The organism is Agrobacterium sp. DKPNP3, from assembly GCF_052686535.1.
In genome coordinates this window covers 1-19,389 of the sequence record NZ_JBQYSN010000068.1, presented here as the reverse complement: position 1 = coordinate 19,389, position 19,389 = coordinate 1, and the positions used below count along the sequence as shown (strand labels likewise).

14 protein-coding genes and 1 tRNA gene are annotated in these 19,389 nt (G+C 55.5%); 11 read left to right on the top strand and 4 right to left on the bottom strand.

Annotation, left to right across the window (positions count from 1 at the left end; genetic code table 11):
• The first annotated feature begins 406 nt into the window (after positions 1 to 406).
• From ACUTJJ_RS17655 to ACUTJJ_RS17640, 4 genes are all read left to right on the top strand, one after another.
• On the top strand, positions 407 to 1,858 hold the full coding sequence (locus ACUTJJ_RS17655) for a lipopolysaccharide biosynthesis protein (RefSeq protein ID WP_445542939.1): 1,452 nt from the start codon (positions 407 to 409) through the stop codon (positions 1,856 to 1,858).
• A 255-nt stretch (positions 1,859 to 2,113) separates the two neighbouring features.
• Positions 2,114 to 3,226, top strand: a complete 1,113-nt coding sequence (locus ACUTJJ_RS17650) for a glycosyltransferase family 4 protein (protein WP_445542938.1) — start codon at positions 2,114 to 2,116, stop codon at positions 3,224 to 3,226.
• Positions 3,223 to 4,362 carry a glycosyltransferase gene (locus ACUTJJ_RS17645; protein ID WP_445542937.1) on the top strand — a complete coding sequence of 380 codons (1,140 nt, stop codon included), beginning with the start codon at positions 3,223 to 3,225 and terminating at the stop codon, positions 4,360 to 4,362. The genes ACUTJJ_RS17650 and ACUTJJ_RS17645 overlap by 4 nt, the downstream gene beginning before the upstream one ends.
• Positions 4,359 to 5,642, top strand: coding sequence for a VpsF family polysaccharide biosynthesis protein (locus ACUTJJ_RS17640; RefSeq protein WP_445542936.1), 1,284 nt, complete (start codon positions 4,359 to 4,361; stop codon positions 5,640 to 5,642). The genes ACUTJJ_RS17645 and ACUTJJ_RS17640 overlap by 4 nt, the downstream gene beginning before the upstream one ends.
• Positions 5,643 to 5,692: 50 nt before the next feature.
• Here ACUTJJ_RS17640 and ACUTJJ_RS17635 read toward each other — a convergent pair whose 3' ends face one another.
• A complete protein-coding gene (locus ACUTJJ_RS17635) occupies positions 5,693 to 5,938 on the bottom strand; it encodes a hypothetical protein (protein ID WP_445542945.1) in 246 nt (81 codons plus the stop codon).
• On the opposite strand from ACUTJJ_RS17635, the gene ACUTJJ_RS17630 reads away from it, so the two are divergent.
• Positions 5,864 to 6,883, top strand: coding sequence for an endo-1,4-beta-xylanase (locus ACUTJJ_RS17630; protein ID WP_445542935.1), 1,020 nt, complete (start codon positions 5,864 to 5,866; stop codon positions 6,881 to 6,883). The genes ACUTJJ_RS17635 and ACUTJJ_RS17630 overlap by 75 nt on opposite strands.
• A gap of 162 nt (positions 6,884 to 7,045) precedes the next feature.
• Positions 7,046 to 7,498, top strand: coding sequence for a hypothetical protein (locus ACUTJJ_RS17625; RefSeq protein WP_445542934.1), 453 nt, complete (start codon positions 7,046 to 7,048; stop codon positions 7,496 to 7,498).
• Positions 7,499 to 7,541: 43 nt separating this feature from the next.
• Here ACUTJJ_RS17625 and ACUTJJ_RS17620 read toward each other — a convergent pair whose 3' ends face one another.
• Complete coding sequence (locus ACUTJJ_RS17620) at positions 7,542 to 8,000, bottom strand: transglutaminase-like cysteine peptidase (protein ID WP_445542933.1); 459 nt, start codon at positions 7,998 to 8,000, stop codon at positions 7,542 to 7,544.
• Between the two features lie 400 nt (positions 8,001 to 8,400).
• On the opposite strand from ACUTJJ_RS17620, the gene ACUTJJ_RS17615 reads away from it, so the two are divergent.
• From ACUTJJ_RS17615 to ACUTJJ_RS17600, 4 genes are all read left to right on the top strand, one after another.
• On the top strand, positions 8,401 to 9,117 hold the full coding sequence (locus tag ACUTJJ_RS17615; RefSeq protein ID WP_445542932.1) for a hypothetical protein: 717 nt from the start codon (positions 8,401 to 8,403) through the stop codon (positions 9,115 to 9,117).
• Entirely contained in the window at positions 9,114 to 10,511 is a 1,398-nt protein-coding gene (locus ACUTJJ_RS17610; RefSeq protein WP_445542931.1) for an O-antigen ligase family protein, read from the top strand. The genes ACUTJJ_RS17615 and ACUTJJ_RS17610 overlap by 4 nt, the downstream gene beginning before the upstream one ends.
• A 58-nt stretch (positions 10,512 to 10,569) precedes the next feature.
• Positions 10,570 to 11,265: a metallophosphoesterase family protein gene (locus ACUTJJ_RS17605; RefSeq protein WP_445542930.1), complete on the top strand. Its 696-nt coding sequence runs from the start codon at positions 10,570 to 10,572 to the stop codon at positions 11,263 to 11,265.
• Positions 11,266 to 11,338: 73 nt separating this feature from the next.
• The gene (locus tag ACUTJJ_RS17600) at positions 11,339 to 13,453 is read left to right on the top strand and encodes a GumC family protein (RefSeq protein WP_296065376.1); all 2,115 of its coding nucleotides are present in this window, start codon (positions 11,339 to 11,341) and stop codon (positions 13,451 to 13,453) included.
• Positions 13,454 to 13,520: 67 nt separating this feature from the next.
• Here the strand turns inward: ACUTJJ_RS17600 and ACUTJJ_RS17595 are convergent, their stop codons facing one another.
• Positions 13,521 to 14,615: a glycosyltransferase gene (locus ACUTJJ_RS17595; protein ID WP_445542929.1), complete on the bottom strand. Its 1,095-nt coding sequence runs from the start codon at positions 14,613 to 14,615 to the stop codon at positions 13,521 to 13,523.
• 792 nt (positions 14,616 to 15,407) lie between these two features.
• Positions 15,408 to 15,484, bottom strand: a tRNA-His gene (locus ACUTJJ_RS17590).
• Between the two features lie 315 nt (positions 15,485 to 15,799).
• Here ACUTJJ_RS17590 and ACUTJJ_RS17585 point away from each other — a divergent pair.
• On the top strand, positions 15,800 to 19,389 hold a 3,590-nt coding region (locus ACUTJJ_RS17585; protein ID WP_445542928.1), incomplete at its 3' end, for a PAS domain S-box protein.

Below are 19,389 nucleotides of genomic sequence, written 5' to 3'. Positions count from 1 at the left end.
TAGCCAAATGATTTTTGGAGGCGGGCACTTGTATGGGAGGGAGGGGAAAGATGCCGATCCGGACTGCCGCCAGCCCCGCGATGCAGACACTCAACGACGGTTGCTGGAGACCGGCAACAAGCATCGCGGGAAAGGTGCCTTCAATTTCAGTAAAAACAGCCCGGTATGCCCGCCGAGTTCGACATAAAATTGCATCTTGTACAGGCGGGATTAATGCGACATTTATACCATGCCTGGCTATCGGTAATGGCGACGTCGTACACGAAACCGTTATTCCGCTTTCAGCACTATTTGCTTAGTAACTCAGATAATATTTTCAAACACCCTTATTATTCTTGACGTCGACAAGACTACCGTTTCAGAAGCAAAAATTTAAAGCAAATTATTTATCTCGGAAGCCTTCCTGGTGCTATTACGACAGACATTTAGATATCTTCCTGCCCAGGTGATGTCGCCGCTTATCCAGATGGCGACTATTCTCGTGTGGGCGCATCTTCTACCCCCGGGCGACGTCGGCGTTCTTACGCTGGTTGTGGCGATCCAGGAAATAAGCTTCGGTTTTTTTTACATGTGGTGGACGCAATACACGCTGCGCCGCTTCACCGCTATCCGAAGCGCTGGTAGCGGTGATGCCTATCTGCGGACGGAAACGGCGATCTCCGCGTTTCTGATCCTAGCGCAGTTGGTAATCCTGTTTCCGGTGATATCACTGTATTTCGGTGATCAGATTGACGCCTACACGCAGATATCGGTCGTCTTGATGATAATATCGAGATCGCTCACCATGTTCCTGAGCGAGCGCTACAGAGCGGAATCGAAGGTACTGCTCTATACGGCTATCCAGATTTTCGTACCCGCTTTTGCCATTGTTTCCGGCACGGTCCTCTGCTTGGTTTGGAAAAACAGCGTCTTCGCGATGGCGCTCGCATTCACGACCGCGCAATTTGGTGGCGTTGTCATCTCCCTCATAACAGGAAAGCTTTTCAGGCAACCTGGCTGGCCGGACAGGCGAATGCTGGTCGAAGCGTTGAAATTTGGCGTTCCCATCATGCTCGCGTCTCTTTTGGCAATTGTCGCGAATAACGGCCCGCGATTTATTGTCGACCGTTACCTCGGCCTGGAAGCAGCCGGCATGTTTGCCATAGCCTATGGGCTTGGATTGCGGGTCGCGAGCTTCGCTTCGATGATGGTGACCGCGGGGGCTTATCCTCTTGTCGTCGCCAGGATGGAAAAGGAAGGCCTAGAGGCCGCTTACCTGCAACTGCGGCAGAACACGGTCCTTCTGCTGCTTGTTCTCATACCAGCCGGGATCGGCCTGATCACGATTAACCGGTCGGTCGTGGAAATTCTGCTTCCCGCACATTTTGCAGCGATAGCTTTCCTCGTCCTGCCGTTGTCCGCACTGACGGGGATCATGCGCGACGTGAGGAACCACACGACAAATCAGGTTTTCTTACTGCAGGCAAAGACAGCCTATGCCACAGGCCTTTCAGCTGTCGACATCACACTCTCACTGCTCTTCGCGGTCATAGGAATTATGACATGGGGCGCGGCAGGCGCGGTAGCAGGTCCGCTCGTCGCTACCTGCGTGACACTCGCAATCAGCGTTACGATAACGCGCGTGAAATTCGCGTTTAAATTCCCCGTTTTTGATTTGATCAAAATAACATGCGCCGCGGCGCTGATGTCTGGCGTGGTTTCCATATTCCCCGTCACATCAAACCCGATGCATATGGGTGCACAGATCCTGCTCGGCGGACTTACCTATGGCGCGGTGGTCGTTATGGCATTCTGGAAAGACTTAAGCCTCAGGAGGCGTTCGATGTCTTCCGGCAATTTGCCGACGACGGCCGAGTGACCTCGATACTGAATTTTTCCCCGCTCGACACAAGCTGCACGCTGTCAAGAAGAAGCCAGCAGTAAATCGGACCCTCAGAGAAAAACTGGCAACACCAAGAGGTAAATTTGATTAAATATCTTCAGTTTCCTTTTTTCTGATGGTATTTACTTCACCGTCCATGCTTTATAGCAGCGAACCACTTTTTATTATTAAATCTACATATCCTAATTTAAGCAAGTGACTTTTTTATAATGATATTTTCAAGGGATAACCATGCCCAGATTTTCTAATATACGTAATTCTGCACAGATAATGGTTATTGGTGCTCGGGGTATTCCGAATGTTGAAGGAGGCGCGGAGAAGAATGCAGAAGCGCTTTTTCCCCGTGTCGTCAAAGCTGGCTACATGGTTGATCTTTTAGGGCTAGCCAGCCATTTGCGCGGAAAAGAATATGAGGGCGTTCGCCTTCACCCGGCACCGCACCTGACATTTTGGAACACAGATAAGCTTCTTTATTACGTCTTCGCCTTGCGCAAGGCTCTTGGTCTGCGGCCGGATATCGTGCACCTTCAAGGGCTAGGTGCTGCGATATTTCTTGTTTTTTACAAGGTCCTTGGGTTCAAGGTCGTGGTTCGTTATGGCTCGGCAGACTATATACTGGGCAAATGGGGTGTGCTGGGACGTCTGGGGTTTCGTTTCAGTGAGTGGCAGCTTCGCTTCGCTGACGCCATCATATCGGTGACGCCGGCGCTATCGAGAAGGCTGGCCCAAAGGGGCATCGTTTCGAACGTCCACACGATCCCCAACGCCCTGGACGACGCCGCTTTCGTTGCCAGTTCTCATAAGGAGGTCGCACCTTACATTCTTGTTGTCGGGCGCGTGACCTCCCAAAAGAATATTCTGACCCTGATCGACGCCTTCAATCTCTTCGCTGCCAGCCATCCCGACTATGAATTGCACATCGCCGGCGGCCTCGATGACAGACCCTATTACGCCGTCGTGGCCGAGAAACTGAACGACAAAATCCGACTGCTGGGGAAAGTGCCAAGAAACGAGGTTCCTTCGCTGTTGTCATCGGCCAAGTTCTTCGTGAACATATCGTTGCACGAGGGAAGCTCGAACGCCTCGCTGGAAGCAATCAGTCATGGCCTGCCTATCGTCTTGAGTGACATCCCTGAAAACCGAGACATTGGTCTGGCGGACACGATTTATGTTTCGCCCAACGATCCCGAAGCGATCGCAGCCAAGTTTCATGCCGTTACTGAGGATCCCACGTCCTACATCGTTGACAAGCAGCGCTTCCTGTCCTGGGAGCAGGTCGCCGAAAAAACGCTCGACGTCTACGGCGCCGTCCTTCGAAAGACCTCGAAAGAGGTGGGCGCTTGACGCAGCGGGTCGTCTTCCTGATCAATTCGCTGGCGGGCGGCGGTGCCGAGCGGGCAATCTGCAACCTGCTTGCGAACTCCGAGCAGCAACGCCGGGACGCTGCCGTTTCGCTCGTATTGCTCGACAGGGAAGCACAAGCTTACAGCCCGCCGTCGGGCATGCAGTTAACGTCATTGGACAGCAACCGTTCGCTTTTCCGGTCTGTAATACAGCTGTATATTTCGCTGCGTCGGAGCCGACCAGACGTGGTGGTAAGCTCGCTTACCCGCTCGAATCTGGCCAACATTGCAGTTTCGCGATTTCTTGGCCATCGCACCATCATCTGCGAACATGCGCATACATCAGGCCATCATAAGGGTCTGCCCGGAAGGATGGCGCAGCTTCTGATCCGTCGACTGTATAAACACGCGGACCGTGTCATTTGCGTTTCACGCGGCATCAAGGCCGACCTCGTCCAGAATTTCGGCGTTAAGGATCAACGGGCGGCGGTTGTCGCAAACCCCATTGATATTGACGAGATCAGACACTTGGGCAACAGCGTCTCCACGAACGGACACTCAGGCCGTTACATTCTGGGAATGGGACGCTTTGTTGAAAGCAAGAACTTTCCGCTGCTGATCAATGCCTTTGCCCACTCCTCCTACACGGGCAAACTTTTGCTCCTCGGGAGAGGACTTCTGGAAGAGACGTTGAAGGCCCAGTGCCACAGTTTGGGGATTGCCGATCGCGTCGATTTCCTGGGATTTCACCGCAACCCCTTCCCGATCATCAAAGGCGCGGACGCATTTGTTTTGGCGTCTAATGGTGAGGGACTGCCAACGTCCATTATTGAAGCTCTCGCTCTCGGAACGCCTGTCATCTCGACCGATTGCCATTCCGGCCCCGCGGAAATACTTGACGATGCCGAGGATGGGCTCACGCGACACCTCCGTCATGGCAAATATGGGATACTCGTGCCGCCGAACGATGTTGCAGCCCTGTCCAACGCCATTTCTCTTCTTGAACGGCCTGAAGACGTTCAAGGCCTGCGCGCTATCGCGGCCCTCGGGGCTGAGAGATATGGTCTGATGAAGGCCGTGGCACGATATTGGGAGGAAATAGGTTCCGTAATCGAAGAAGGCAGGCGGAGCCGATGATGGGTCGCCCGGTACAGCATCTTCTCCTTCTCGGCATCGTCATGCTTTTTACGTTGTCATCCAATATGTTATACGTGATGGGCATCAACTATTCGGCGTCCAATGCCAGCTATCTTCTAAAGATACATCCTTCGTCCTACGTCTTCTTTTTCCTGATCCTTATCTCACCCTCCATAACGAGTTCCCCACGCCGGCCTGAGCTGAAGAGATGCGGATTTCTGCTGATTATGGTGTCGACGGCTTCTTTGGTCCTGTATCAGTTTTTTTCCGTGGAGGCGGGCGGCGGGGAGAGCTCCCTTTTGATCGTAACCTATGCCGCGACCGGCTCCCTCGCGGTCGCGCTGTCATATGCCGACACCATCACGTTGCGGCAGATGAAGCGTTTTGTTTCCCTGTTTCTGCTCTGCAATTCGTTGATCGGTATTGCGGAAACCTCAGGTTTTCCGCGGATCCTTCCCTACGTCGTCGGGGAGACGATTATCGGCTTCGATAATCGTCCGACAGCACTCCTCGGGCACCCTCTCAACAACGCGCTGATTACCGGTGCGTGGTGCTTGGTCATCCTTCTATCGAATTTTCGCACTCCGTTGAATTTCTGGCGGCTCACCGTGCTTGGTGTTCACCTGATAGCACTGCTCGCCTTCGGCGGACGCGCGGCGGTGGTTGTGGCCGCTCTCAGCTACACGTGCTTCGTCGCCTATCAGGCCACGACAACCTTTCTTAAAGGAGACAGCCGCGACATTATACGCTTGGCCAAGCTCTGCATTATCGCTGGCGCCGGGGTTCCCGTTCTCATCTACAGCGGTGCGGCAGATACCGTCATCGAGAGATTTTTGGACAGTCGCGGCAGTGACGAAACACGCTCGGCCGCATTGGTGATGCTTGATCTGCTTTCGCCTGGCCAGTGGCTATTTGGCGTTCCGGTTTCTGTACGCACATCGATTCAGGCCCTCCTCGGATCAACGAGGGGGATCGAAATATCGTGGCTTGCGCTTGTCTATTCATTTGGTCTTCCCATCACCGCCATCTTGTTGGTAGCGACCTACCTTACTCTGCGCGCCACCACCGAAGACCACGATATGGGACGAGCCGCTTTATTGTTTTATTTCTTCCTGACGACTTTATTGTCGCTTTCGATCGGATCAAAATCGCTGCTTGTCGCCCAATTTCTCGTCATATTGGCTTGCTTCGCCAAGCCCTTAGAGGCGCCCCCGCTAATTCACGCCGGGACGAAGTCTCGTCGGCCCAACTTTGGCGACGCACGATCCATAGGGATTTAACACCGCCACTCCCATCGAGGGCGACACACGATGGAACGCCGGTCATGTTTTCACGACGACAGTTGCTCTCGGGTTTCATCGCGGCCGCAGGCATCGGTCTCGACTCTTCGCCACTCCGCGCAGATCCCATCGGCCGCCCCGCCGCCGAGCCGGGTAATGGAAACGTTATCGCGCGCATTCGCGACGCGGCAGAGGCCGCCGGCTTTCAGTATGGCATTGCCGTGCAGGCCATCGACCGGATATCTAAACCTGGTCCCGACGGCTGCGGCACGCTTGCCGATTTCATCAGGGATCAAGCGATGATCTATGTTCCCGGAATTGCGTTTCTGCCCGAGCACATTCAACCTCAAAAGGACTTTTTCACACTCGAGCAGGCGAGATTGTTCATTGCGCGAGCGCGCCGGGATGCGAAAGACTTCCGCATCCATTGCCTGCTCTATCCCAACCATGAGCCAGATTGGGTAGCCGCTGATGTCAACGAGTCAAACTGGCAGTCGAGAATGGATGCTCATTTTGAGGCCATAGCATCGGTCCCAGGCGTAGGCTCCGCCTTGAACATCGACGTCACGAATGAATTGATCTCGGCGCGTTATGATTCCAACGACGGCTATCGCCCGAATACATGGTATCGTGCCGCCGGCGGCCCAGCCTACATTCCCTATGCCTTTGGGAAGGCCCGTGCCCTGTTTCCGGATTGTGCGCTGTTTTGGTGTCACGATCATACGGAGCAGATTACCGACGACTTCCACCGGAGCCAGACAAGGCTCGTCTTGAACGCCCTTGAGCGCGCGCTCAAGGGCGGAGCACCGATAGACGGGTATAATATGCAGGGTCATCTTCAACTTCGATTGGGCTTCGACCGCCTCCGCCTCAGATCTTTCCTGAATGATTTGAAATCCAATCTCGGCCTCATGATCATAATCGGCGAACTCGACTGCCGCACCGGTTATCTTACAGACAGGCAGACCGACACCTTGCCGCCGAAGGAATACAAGCGGAGACAATACGACCAGGACAGCGCCCATCTGGTCGAAGCATTTCTGGATACAGCGCTTCCATTCGTCAAATCGAGTGGAGGCAGGCAGGTTCTGACCTGGGGTATTTCCGACATCGACAACAGCTGGGAGGAGAACCCTAGGACGGGCACCCCAGCGGGGGAACGGCCCCTTCCCTTCGATACCGACTATCGCCCAAAACTCATGAATGCGGCCATTATTCGGTCTTTCGAGCGAATGATCTAGGCCTCGCGGATATCGATGTGCCGATCGTCACTCTTTTGTACGATAATTCTACGTCGACAGTAATGATATTGTATGGCGACACAACAAATCTCATCTTCTATATTGTGCCCTGCAAAAAATTATGAGATATAGTTTATAGTTATTTTATTTTAGGAGATTTCAGTGACGTCTCGTATTTCTCTCGGCGCAGTTTTAGTATTTGCAGTGGTTGCCGCATCTACATCCGCTTACGGGCAGCAGGCATTGACACAGGAGCAGCAAGAAGTAGTTGAGTCCTGTAAGGCAACCTGTGACGTGGAAGTCGTCGCTGCAGCCATCGCGGAAGCGGGCTCCCTTGGTCCCGCCATGATTACCAGGATCATTCCTAATCTTCCGGTTAATCTCGCCGTGTCCCTTGTGTCGGCTGCCGTTAAATCGGCGCCTCCAACTATTGCCACCCAGATTGCGAAATCAGCGGTCTCCGCAGCCGAACCGAGCGTTAAAAATTCGCTGGCGACGGCAGCCGTCGCAGCAGTGCCAGCTGAACAGAAACAGGCGATGGGCGCGGCAACGGCGGAGGCCGGAGCACAAACGCAGACCGGTGACATTCAAAACAACCCAGGTAGCCCGGCGTAGGTTTTTAAGGGGGAACGGGACCAGGCCGAGATCGGCCAAGTCCTTACCGGACCCAACGGAGAGGATTGGCCGTCGCGACTTTTATAAAGGCGTAGCCGGTTCTCTCCTTTGAGACGATCGTTTTGCGGAGATTGTCGAGCACGAGATCGCCTTTGTTCGTTTTCACGAGCAATACGGCGTGTCCTGTGCCTTCTTTCGTTATGACGACCGCCATTCGAAGCGAGCCTGCAGGAACTCCCGCCCGGATAAGTCGGCTACGCTTTGTGAGCGCAAAGTCTTCGCAGTCGCCTTTCGAGACATTGACCGACCAGACGTCATCGGAATCAGGCGTTGCGCGCATGCTGGAATTGACGGCAGAGTTTACGGTTGAGAGCAGTCCCCGTAATGCCGGCGTATCAGCAGCAACGGATACACTGCTTGAGCGGCATTCCGTCGGATTGCTTTTGCAAAAGGCAACATATTGCGCCGGCGTCTCGACGGCCGCGCGGATGCGGCCCGACATGTTTCCAAGGTTAAGCGCATAAGCAGGCATGCTTGCGGAAAGTACTGCGGCGGCGCCTACGACAACCGAGACAATGCTAATCTTTTTCATATCCCTGTCCTTTGTTCCATATTTGGATTTACTTGCGCTCCTACCGGAAGCAGCTGAAAGTTCTTGTTGCTTCCAATGCCACAAGACTAGCCCAGAGTGTTTTCGGCGCGCTTAAGTGGAAAGATGCAATTTTAATGAAACGTCGATTCTTGGCACATCTTCGCAGTAATGTGCCCGTCAGTGACTGTCGGTGACCAGAACAGCGAAAATAATCTGAACAAATATTGAAAATACGCTCAAAAATTGATGTCGCGCTTGCCCCGTCCGTGAATTCAGTATTAGATGCAGCGAATAATTTTCGAAGATACTAATGCGCCGTTTTTTTCCAGTTATATTTTGCATCCTTTGCGCCACAGTCAGCACAAGCATATTCGTCTTGGAGATGCGTCAGTTTTTGCGACCATCGCCGCGTGAGTTGCCGTTCTACTGGTTTCTCTCATCAAGGGACAATAACTACGCCCTTTCGGAATATTCTAAAACGCGGATTCTGAAGGACTGTAATCTGGGCTTATCTTCGCCGATAGGCAGAGCGTTGCCTTCCGATACTTACAGGCAGATCGCCCTTCGATGCGCGGAGCTGTCTGAATTGATCATAAATACCATGCCGACCTACGGTTTAGCCTGGCACATGCTGGCAAAAACCAAACTGGTTCTGGGCGACAGGCTGGCGTTCGAATCCGCGTTCCTGCAATCATGGATTGTCAGCCCTCACGAGCGGTGGCTGGCACAGGAGCGGCTGATGCTCGTTGCAAGCAACGGTTCAGAAAACGACGATACTATCCGGCCAGCAATAAAGAGCGATATTCGCGCGCTTCTGCAAACAAACAGCGGCTTCCTTTTTGTTTTGGACCTCTACCGGCGAGACGTTGGATTTCGCGATGGTGTTACCGAGGTCCTGGAAGCAATGCCGGGTGATATTCAGCGGCGATTTCTGTTCAGGCTTCAGTCGCCCTCTCCAGCAGACAGCTCAGGTCGCGTGCCTGACGGCACACCAAGCACCCAAGGGAAGACGGTCACAAGCTCATGAATTTGATGTCGTCGAAAGCAACGCGATATTCGGCCAATCAGGCAATGTTCGTCGTTGTCACCGTCCTTGTTGCGGTCGTGCCGTTCATGCTCGGCGGAAACCGCCCGGCGGCATGGGCGGCTTCCGCGGCAATGTTGTATTTTTCCCTTGCGATTTACTTTGCCGTTCTTGCCGCGGCTGGAATAGATACACGCAAGCGCTTAACGGACGAGAAGCTACTGAGCACGCTTTTCGTCCTGTTTCTCGGCTATGTCGTCGCCCAGACTCTTCCCGTCGCTACCTGGCTTCCACCGTCACTGGTCCGGCTCCCGGTGCCAGTCGCGACATCGTCAATATCCCTGACGCCGGCCGACACCTTCTTTGCCTTCCTTCGATGGATCACCTACGCAGCACTCTTCTTCATCACAATGCAGATCGGCGCGCGCCGCCCCCGCGCAGCGTCATTCATCTTGACGCTTTATTTCGTTACGGTTTTTCACGCGCTTTATGCCGCCGTGCTGTTTTTTGAATTCGGCGACACCATTCTCCTGTTTATTCCAAAATGGGCATATCAGGGTTACATGACCGGCGGCTTTGTGAATCGCAATTCTTTCGCGACGTTCCTGGCGATCGGTTGCTCGATCGGAACGGCATTGATCTGCGAACACGTCTTCTCCCAGTCTGCAGATAGATCAACAGCCAGGCGACCGCAGAGCATGCCGAAGCTTATCCTCATTATCGCAGGCCTCTTCATTCTGGTCTCATGCCTCATCGGGACAGGCTCACGCATGGGATTTTTCGCCGGCATTTGCGGCATGCTGAGCATCATTGCACTCAGCGTCGCCAAAGCGAGGTTTCGTTGGAAGAAACGCGCCATCGCTGGCTCGGGCTTACTGGTGCTTGGATCCATCGCCCTACTGCTGGGGCTTTATGGAGCACAGCTTTTCGAACGCCTTCTTGAAGCCAACGAGGACGCTCACGTCCGACTGCGCTTTTATGAACAGGTACTCGGAATGGTAGCCTATCGCCCCTTTACGGGTTACGGCGGATCGAGTTTTGAATTTGCATATCCGCTTTTTCACGGCATGCAGGTGAACTCCGACACCGTCTGGGAAAAAACGCACAACAGCTATTTTGCCCTCTGGACCGATTATGGCATCATCTTCGGATCCCTGCCAATCGCACTCTTCGTCATTCTGGCCCATCGCCTCATCAGCAAATATGCGCAATCGGCCAGGGTCGATGCGCCGGTAGCTGCCTCCATCGGCACTCTGATCGTCGCCTCGCTGCATTCCTTGGTCGACTTCAGCCTCGAGATTCAGGGCGTCGCCCTGATTTTTGTCGCTGTCGTCGGGGCAGGCATCGCTTTTCCTAACAATGCAGATCCAAAAGGGGAGAGCGACAATGGTGCTTGATCGATTCCGCTCCTTCGTTCGCTCGAGGACCGAACTCCCTCAAAGCCCGCGGGCAAAGTTGATCTATGATCACGCCCCGGCGGCAATCTATGCGATTGGCGACGTCCATGGCCGACTGGACCTTCTCCAAGCCATCGAAGATCAGATCCTTTCCGACGCGGCCGAATTCGCGGGTGAGAAATGGATCGTGATGCTGGGCGACTATGTCGATCGCGGGCCAAAGTCTGCCGGCGTCATTGATCACCTTCTCCGCGCGCCGCCTGCGGGCTTCCTAAGAACATGTCTGGCTGGAAATCACGAAGAACTCATGGCTTCGTTTCTGGAAAACCCGGGAAGCAAGCACCCATGGCTGGATTTGGGAGGCTTCGACACGCTGAGGTCTTACGGTATCTCCCCTGGTCAAAGACATTCACGCAGCGTCCTTGATGCAAGCATTCCATCCGAGCATCGCGAGTTCATAACAGGCCTTCCGTCACTCGTCTCGATACCTGGCTACATCTTTGTGCACGCCGGCGTGAAAAGAGGGGTGCCGCTTCAGCAGCAACTCGACCGCGATCTGCTTTGGATGCGGCCGACCGCAGCCGGTGGCATTGGTTTTGCGGACGCAATTGTCGTTCACGGTCACACACCGGTGCAAGACATCGAAATCACCAATGGCCGCATCAATGTTGATACTGGCGCATATGCGACGAACAAACTCTCAGCGATCAGAATATCAAATGGAACGGCTGCTTGTCTTTCCGTCATCAAATAAGATTCCCCAATTTGTTCGTCGTAATTTTACAAAAATAATACAGATAAGAATTTCTCCAAAGACGTAGGCAAATATGTCCAGTGAAATCGACGTAAAAGGCATGCTCGGCACCATCCGCCGGCAATTTTGGCTCATACTGACAACGGTTGTTTTAATTTCATTACTGAGCTGCATTTTCGCCTACGGACTTACTTCAAAGTTCACGGCCACAGCTTTGGTTTTGATCGATGCAAGCCCGCAAACGCTGCTCGACCCACAAACGCGCGCTCCGACAACAGCGACCGACAATGGCAAGATTGAGAGCGAAGCGACGATTCTTGCCTCTGACAGTGTCATGATCGGTGCGATGCGTTCTCAAAACCTCGTCGCTGACCCGGAATTCGGCGTCAAACTTGGATTGAGAGATAAGCTTGCCGGCTTCTTTGGGATCAATGCCCCCGGTAGCACTGCTGAGGCCGCGCTGGGCAGTGTCCTGCGATCGTTCAAGCGGGCGGTTTCCATCAAACGGGCTGGATTGACGTCCGTTATCGAAGTTTCGGTAACGTCGGCCAATCCGGCGAAAGCAGCGGCTTTGGCGAACGCCCTTACCAGTTCCTACGTCAACCAGCAGGTCGAGGCAAAGATTGCCTCGATTGTGGCGGCGCGCAATATTCTGCAAGCCCGCGTTGAGTCCGCCAGTGCTGCCATTGCGCAAAATGAAACCAGCTTCGACCAATACCTGTCGCAAAATGTCCGCCAGCTCGAGGCGAATGGTGGTGGCCCGATTACCGCGCTGCAAGAGCAGCTTGCGACCATTGAAAATACACGCATTCGCGAGCTCGCGCGTATGGATCTCGCGAACCAAAGTCTTCAGCAAGGCAATTTCCAATCGGCCGTCGCTGCCCTCGGTTCTGAAGCACTCGCAGAGCTCGGGAAGAAACAGGCATCCTTGCAGGCGCAGCTTGCGGGAAATGCCACGGGCGCCGCGCAATTGACGGATATCCGGCAAAGGCTGGACGAGGTCAATGCATCGATCAGACAAAAGGTGCCAGTGGCGATAGAGGATTCTCGCAGTGCCATTCTGAAGAAAGCGCAAGAGGACTCGACGAAGGTGCGGGAAGAGCTCCGGACCGCAATTCTCAGCAGTACCGATGATCTACCGCCCGAGAAGCTTACGGAGATTTACGCACTCCAGCGAGCAAGTGACATTGCAAGAAAGCAGTATGACGCGCTTTTGACGCGCCTGAAAGATCTGGACACGCAATCCAATCTCCAGCTTGCAGATAGCCGGGTCGTTTCACCGGCCCTGGTGCCGTCCATCCCCTCGTCACCCCATCGCCCGCTCATCATTGGACTGGCGGCGATCGGATCGGTCCTGCTGGGTCTCGGCATGGCAATCGTCCGGGAGCACTTCATTGGCGGATTTGTCGATGAAAATCAGGTCGAGGATGTGTTGCGGATACCGCTGGCATCGGTCGCGCCCAGCTATGCGCCGCCGACGCAGGCGCTCAGTGTGTCGGATGGCGTCGTGTCTTCACCCCTGTCCATTTATTCCGAGTCGATTAGACGGCTGCGGGCAAACCTCGATCACGCGTTTCGTGGAGCAGATATTGGCGGCAAGGTCATCATGATTTCATCTGCGGTTCCCGCGGAGGGAAAATCGACCCTCTCCCTCTCTCTCGCGCGCATCTACGCCTTATCCGGAAAGAAGACGCTTCTGATAGATTGCGATCTGCGGAAACCAAGCATTCATCGTCATCTTGGGCTTCCATCCGACATGGGCCTCATCGATTACCTCGGTGCCCCATTGAGCGAGGGTGTACCGCTTTCAAAGCTGCTTGTGTCCGATCCCAAAACCGACCTGAACGTCCTTTTAGGAGGCCAGCGGAGCGACGTTCCCACGGATGCCTTCTTCACGGACGCCAGAATGACGCGGCTGATAGCCAGTGCACGAAAGCACTTCGATTATGTCATCATGGATACGCCGCCAATCGACCCCGTGGTCGATGGACTCTATATTGCCCCGCAAGCCGATGCCTTGGCATTTGTGATCAAATGGGCGTCAACGTCACAAACCGTGGCAAAGCGTTCACTTGCGGCACTCGCGGAAAACAAGCAGCCGGCGGCACCTATCCTCGCGGTTCTCAGCCAGCAGGACCAGACGAAAATGGGCGGGAATTCGCGCTATTCCGATTATTATTCGGAATAAACGCGACGTCGCGTTGCGGATCGCTTGCACAAAGCGGTCCTGCAAGGTTACGGCAGCGCACCGCCATTCAACGCCGAGCTGCCATCCTCTCCAGGATGGCCATGTATAATGGAGCAATGCGATCAATGGTGAAGTCCTGGCCGCGCCGCTGCAAATCCTGCGGGACCTCTGCTTCCAAGGTGGCAAGAATTGCTTTGGCCAGTGCCTTATCATCCGCGACCGGCACCAGCGAGCCGTAACGTCCACCAGCCAATATCTCGGCAGGACCACTCTCGCAATCGGTGCTGACAACCGGCGTTCCAAGTGCCAACGCTTCCGCGATCACGTTCCCAAACCCCTCATAGATTGAGGACAGCGCCAATAACTCTGCATGCGCGATAAGGGGATAAGGATTGGCGACGAAACCGGCGAGCTTTACCCGATCGGCGATTCCAAGAGATATCGCCTCGGACTGGAGCTGCTGCCTCAAGGGACCATCACCCAGTATCAGCAGATTGACATCCTTCGTCAGTGAAATGGCTCTCAGGAGCGTTGAAAAATCTTTCTGTGGAACAAGCCGTCCGATCGCGAGAACGTAAGGCCGCCCACCGGTCACATCGACAGGCAGAGGCTCAGAGGCGAGAGCTTGAATATCGTCTGGCACCGCGGGGTTGTGGATGACTGTAATCCTGGCCCGATCAATTTTGATCGCGTTCGCAAGGTCGTCCGCGACGCCGGCGGAAACGGCAACAACCGCATCCACAAGTTTGAGTGCCAGCGGGTAGATGTACGGGAGGATCCGGAATGACAGCTTCTTTTTATGGTCCGTGAGCTGCCGGGAGAAGTGGTTGTGCTCGACCGCCATGACCTTCAGCTGGAAACCGGACAGGATCTTCGCAGCGACTGCGACGATGTTTGAATGCGGCATATTCGCAACCAGCACCGCCGGCTTGTGCTGGCGGATGTATTGCGCCATGGGGAGGATGGAGCGCCCCGTGCTTTTTGAGCCGAGTTCATGTATTCTCGCGCCGGCAGGCACATGCTCGAGATGAGGTCCTACAGCCTTGTGCACGACAAAGGTAACGTCATATCCATAATGGAGAAGAGCTTTCCCCAAGCTCATCGATTGTCTTTGAACGCCACCAGACGCAAAGTTTGAAAAATAAAACGCCACAGAAGTCATCGGTCTGGATCTCTATATATTATCAATTGCTTTGATAAATTCCGCTGAAATTACTTAGTTCGAAAATTTTAGAATTTGCTATCCGCCAAGCTGGCGAAGAAAATCTCAAAAACCTTATCACTATTTCGAAATTCTTCTACACCAAACGGGCTCAGTTCTCTTGGGAAACACACTCAACGCAATAATCCTCACCATCGGAATGCTGGTCAGTGACGGGACAGCGACGGATAAAGACTGGAAAGACTACCGGTGGGCCGTGGTTCCCACCACATCCTGTTCCGCCGGACCGATCTGCATTTCAGCGAGAGCAAAGTGGGACTGGAAGAGGCCGCAATGGGTCGAATTCTCAGCCGTGCCATCCTCGAAAGGGCTAGAGGCCAAAATTCGGCTCATCAACGAGGACCGGAAGGATGATGACGATGTCTGCATCACCGTCCTTTTCCTGTCCAGCGACGGCTCTGCACTCTCAATTCTCCACAAAAACCTGCATTCCCTTCCGCAAGCAGTTCGCTCTGAAACGGTCGACATTGCATTGCGAGCTTCGCTCCTGCGCAGGATCACATCCATAGCGCTCGGCACGAAACAATGCCGCAGAGGCCCGTACGAAGATGACGATGTCTATCGTCGTGCAAAGGCTCGATTGAAGATGCGGTGAACTTCGTGACTGAGATCGGTGCTGTTCATCGCTCGTCTACCCCCGGGTGTCTTTCGAGCTTGCATGGTCGACAGCGGAAAGGAACTCCCCTCTCCCGGTAAGTCTTTGTGACGTATAAACTTACTGGGAGAGGGGAATGGTACGGTTGAGTGGGGTCGAACCACCGACCTCAGGTGCCACAAACCTGCGCTCTAACCAACTGAGCTACAACCGCACATGAAACGCCGAAGCGGCGTCACGGGGGGTGACATAAAAGGTGTTTCCCCTATTTGCAAGTGCCTGTTCGAATTTTGCGAAAAAAGGCTGCGAAAGGCAAGCGGTTTTCAGCGGCGCCGGCTGACACATGAAGACGAAAGCGGCCTGTTGATGTTAACTCTATTTGGCAATTCCTGCGCCCGGCGGTGGACCCAATCGCGCTGGGAAGTTATTTAAAATTCTGTTAACGTGATGCCTTGGCGGGTTTACGTTTTGCGTTTCATGAGGAAGCCAAAAGCCCGTCAGGTCCGGTAGTGCCAGAATAGGTTTCGACATGCCCGCCGTCCAGTATCCCTTTATCGATATCGCAGTGCATGAACGGGTGCGTGAAGGTTTTGGGCGCGGCGAGGCCATGGCGTTGTTTTCGCTCGACCTTAAAAGTGCGCTGTGGGCCAATGGCCGCGGTGCGGCGCTGTTCGGCACGCCGATGGTCTATGATTTTCTGGAACAGGGCCCGAAACCGCAGGATGTGACGTTCCGGCAACTGGCGGCCACGGCGGCGCGCCTTTCAAGGACCGGCGACAGCCTGCCATTTACCATTCGCATCACCTCCGGCTTTCGCAGCCTTGCCGTCACCGCACGCGTGGAAATCATCGAGGCTGAGCCCGGCCAGTCGGCCATTCTGTTTTCCGCCCTCACCGACGAGATCGCCCCCGATACGGCGGAATGCGCCCGCCGCATGATCGAAGGTTTCGATGACCCCGATATTCACATGGCGGTTCTCAATGGCGAGAACGAGGTCATTGCCGCCTCGGCAGGTTTTTCGTCGCTCGGCATCACCCCGCAAACGGCGCGGACTTTGGTGAGGATGGCAGCGGGACAATCCGGCCATCTCGTCAAACGTCCGGTGCCATCAGGCAAGGGCTATATGCCTGCCGCCACCGGCCAGATCACGACCTCACCCGAACTGAACCTGATGTTCGTGGTGGAGACTGCGCTTGGGACGCTCGACCCCGTTAATGGCTTTGCCGACGACAGGCCGCAGGAAACGCTGGCCACCGCCACAGAGCCCACGGCGGCGGTTGAGCAGGCTGAGCCAACAGCTGCTGCCACCGTCTCTTTCGAGGCCGCGCTCGATGCCGTGGCTCACATCGAGGAGGTGGAAGAACCGGAGGAACTGCCTGTCGATGCGGAACAGGGGCGCGCATCGGCCGACAAGGACGACGTTGACCCTCTGCTGATCGATGGCGGTGAAACCGCGCCTGAGGCGACCCCGCAGGATGAGGACATCACTGCTGACATGGCGATGACTGACGACATTGCCGATCTTTTCGAACTTGATGAGGATGACGCGAAGGCGCCGTCTAGCGAGCGTCATGCCGACAATCAGGACCTCGTTGAGGTTATGGATGCCGTGAGCAGTTCTGCCGGCGATGAGATAGCTGAAACCACGGTTTCGGCAGCCGCCCCTGCCGTCAGTGAGAATACGGCAAGCGAGACAGACGCCGAGCCGGAGCCTGCTGCGGAGCGCTCTGACCGCGTCGCTGATGAGGCATCGCGGGCTTTCGTCTTTAACGGCGGTGCCCGTGCGTCCCGTTTCGTCTGGAAAATCGATGCTGAAGGGCGCTTCAGCTCCATTTCGCATGAATTCGCCGAGGCCGTGGGCGCGAAGGCGGCTGCCGTGGAAGGCATGGGCTTTGCCGATGTCGCAGCCCTTTTTAATCTCGACCCCGATGGTAAGATCCGCGAACTTCTCGGCCGGCGCGATACCTGGTCGGGCAAGACGATCTACTGGCCGGTCGAGGGCACATCACTGATGGTGCCGATCGATCTCGCAGCTCTTCCCACGTACACGCGTTCGCGCGAATTCGACGGTTTTCGCGGTTTTGGCATCGTTCGGCTTGCCGATGCCATCGAAGACCCCAATGCCACCGGCCTGACCTTCCTCGAAGACCGCAAGGCCGATCGCGCAGAAGCGCCCTCGGCATCGTCCGCCATGGATGAAAGCCACGAGTTGCTGGCCTTTATCGATGAGGATGACGGGGACGAGACGAACGGCGCTGCCGAACCGGAAGCTGAAGATGCGGCAGGCGCCCAGGATTCGGCTTTGGCTGAAGAGTTGAGCCATGATGAGGCCCCCTCCGAGCCAGAAACATCTGTTATCGTGCCATCGGAGCCACCCGTTTCCGAGAATATCGTGCATCTGGAGGAGCGCCGTTCGCGCTCGCGTGAGGGCCTGACCGCTGGCGAACAGGCCGCCTTCCGCGAAATCGGCCGCGCGCTTGCGCCGGAGGGCATCGTTTCGGAGGAAAAGCCAGACACGAATGTGCAGTCCGTATCCGCCGAGCCTGTCGGAGAGACTATCCAGCATGAACTTGCTGATGATGCGACCTTCGCAAATGAGAGCGAAGAAACGACGACGGAACCGACGGACGAAGACGATCTTTTCGCCGACTATGTTCGGGGCGAGCAGGCCCCGGCCGTAAATGCCGCCGCAAATGAAAGTCGCACCGAGGAATTTGAGGAGGCTGCGGCTGACGAGGTGGGTGCCGCCGATGTTGCCGCCTCCGTGGTCCATCCGTCCTCTCGTCCCGCAAATGCGTTGACGGCCGAAACGCTGGACCAGATGCCTGTTGCTCTGCTTGTGCATGCCGGCGACCGGCTGATCCACGCCAATCCGGATTTCCTGCGGCTGACGGGCTATTCATCTCTGGCCGAACTGGAAGAGGTTGGCGGGCTGGAAGCGTTGCTGCAGCGGCAGGATCTGGAAGACATGCCTGACAATGAGGGCGGCATGGTCGTCGTCAGCGCCGAAAACGATATCATTCCGGTCAAGGCACGTTTGCAGTCCGTTCGTTGGGAAGACAGCAAGGCGTTGATGCTGTCGCTGGTACCGCTTGAGGAAAAGCAGACGCCGGTTGCAGCCGCCAACGAGAACATCGCTGCCGGGGACATCGAAAGTGCCGAAGCTGACAGCCTCTCCCTTCTGCAGGGCGAGGTGGAGGAACTGCATTCCATCCTGGAAACCGCCACCGATGGCGTGGTGCTTCTCGGCGATGAAGGCGAGATACGCTCGCTCAACCGTTCCGCCAGCGCGCTGTTCAATTATGACAACGGCGAAATCGCCGGCAAACCGTTCGTGACGCTCTTTGCCCATGAGAGCCAGCGCGCCGTGCTGGATTATCTCTCCGGTCTTGCCAATAATGGTGTCGCCAGCGTGCTGAACGATGGCCGAGAGGTGATCGGCCGCGAGGCATCGGGCGGCTTCCTGCCATTGTTCATGACGATCGGCCGGCTGAAGTCGTCGCACGGCTATTGCGCCGTGATCCGCGACATTACCCAGTGGAAGCGCACGGAAGAGGAACTGCGCAACGCCAAGCGGGCCGCGGAAACTGCGAACGCCCACAAGACCGATTTCCTGGCGCGTGTCAGCCACGAAATCCGCACGCCGCTCAACGCCATCATCGGCTTTGCCGACATGATGGCGACGGAACGCTTCGGGCCGATCGGGCATCCGCGTTATGTGGAATATGCCAATGATATCGGCCGTTCCGGCCGGCATGTGCTCGATATCGTCAATGATCTCCTCGATATCTCCAAGATCGAGGCAGGGCAGATGGACGTCGATTTCGTTGCCGTACCGCTCAATGAAACGGTGGCCGAGGCCGTATCGCTGGTGCAGCCGCAGGCCAACAACCAGCGCGTGATCATCCGCACGGCGCTCGCACAATCCGTTCCGCAGATCGTCGCCGACCTGCGCTCGATCAAGCAGATCGTGCTGAACATCCTGTCGAACGCGATCCGCTTCACGCCGTCGGGCGGGCAGATCGTCGTCTCCACCGCCTATGAGGCGAATGGCAGCGTCTCGCTGCGCATCCGCGACACCGGCATCGGGATGACGCGGGCGGAGCTGGAACAGGCGAT

What these genes read in the sequence shown, in the direction of transcription:
- ACUTJJ_RS17615 (WP_445542932.1), top strand. Translation starts at nt 8,401, where the DNA reads ATGCGCCGTTTTTTTCCAGTTATATTTTGCATCCTTTGCGCCACAGTC.
- ACUTJJ_RS17640 (WP_445542936.1), top strand. Translation starts at nt 4,359, where the DNA reads ATGATGGGTCGCCCGGTACAGCATCTTCTCCTTCTCGGCATCGTCATG.
- ACUTJJ_RS17620 (WP_445542933.1), bottom strand. Translation starts at nt 8,000, where the DNA reads ATGTCGGGCCGCATCCGCGCGGCCGTCGAGACGCCGGCGCAATATGTT.
- ACUTJJ_RS17610 (WP_445542931.1), top strand. Translation starts at nt 9,114, where the DNA reads ATGAATTTGATGTCGTCGAAAGCAACGCGATATTCGGCCAATCAGGCA.
- ACUTJJ_RS17650 (WP_445542938.1), top strand. Translation starts at nt 2,114, where the DNA reads ATGCCCAGATTTTCTAATATACGTAATTCTGCACAGATAATGGTTATT.
- ACUTJJ_RS17595 (WP_445542929.1), bottom strand. Translation starts at nt 14,615, where the DNA reads ATGACTTCTGTGGCGTTTTATTTTTCAAACTTTGCGTCTGGTGGCGTT.
- ACUTJJ_RS17600 (WP_296065376.1), top strand. Translation starts at nt 11,339, where the DNA reads ATGTCCAGTGAAATCGACGTAAAAGGCATGCTCGGCACCATCCGCCGG.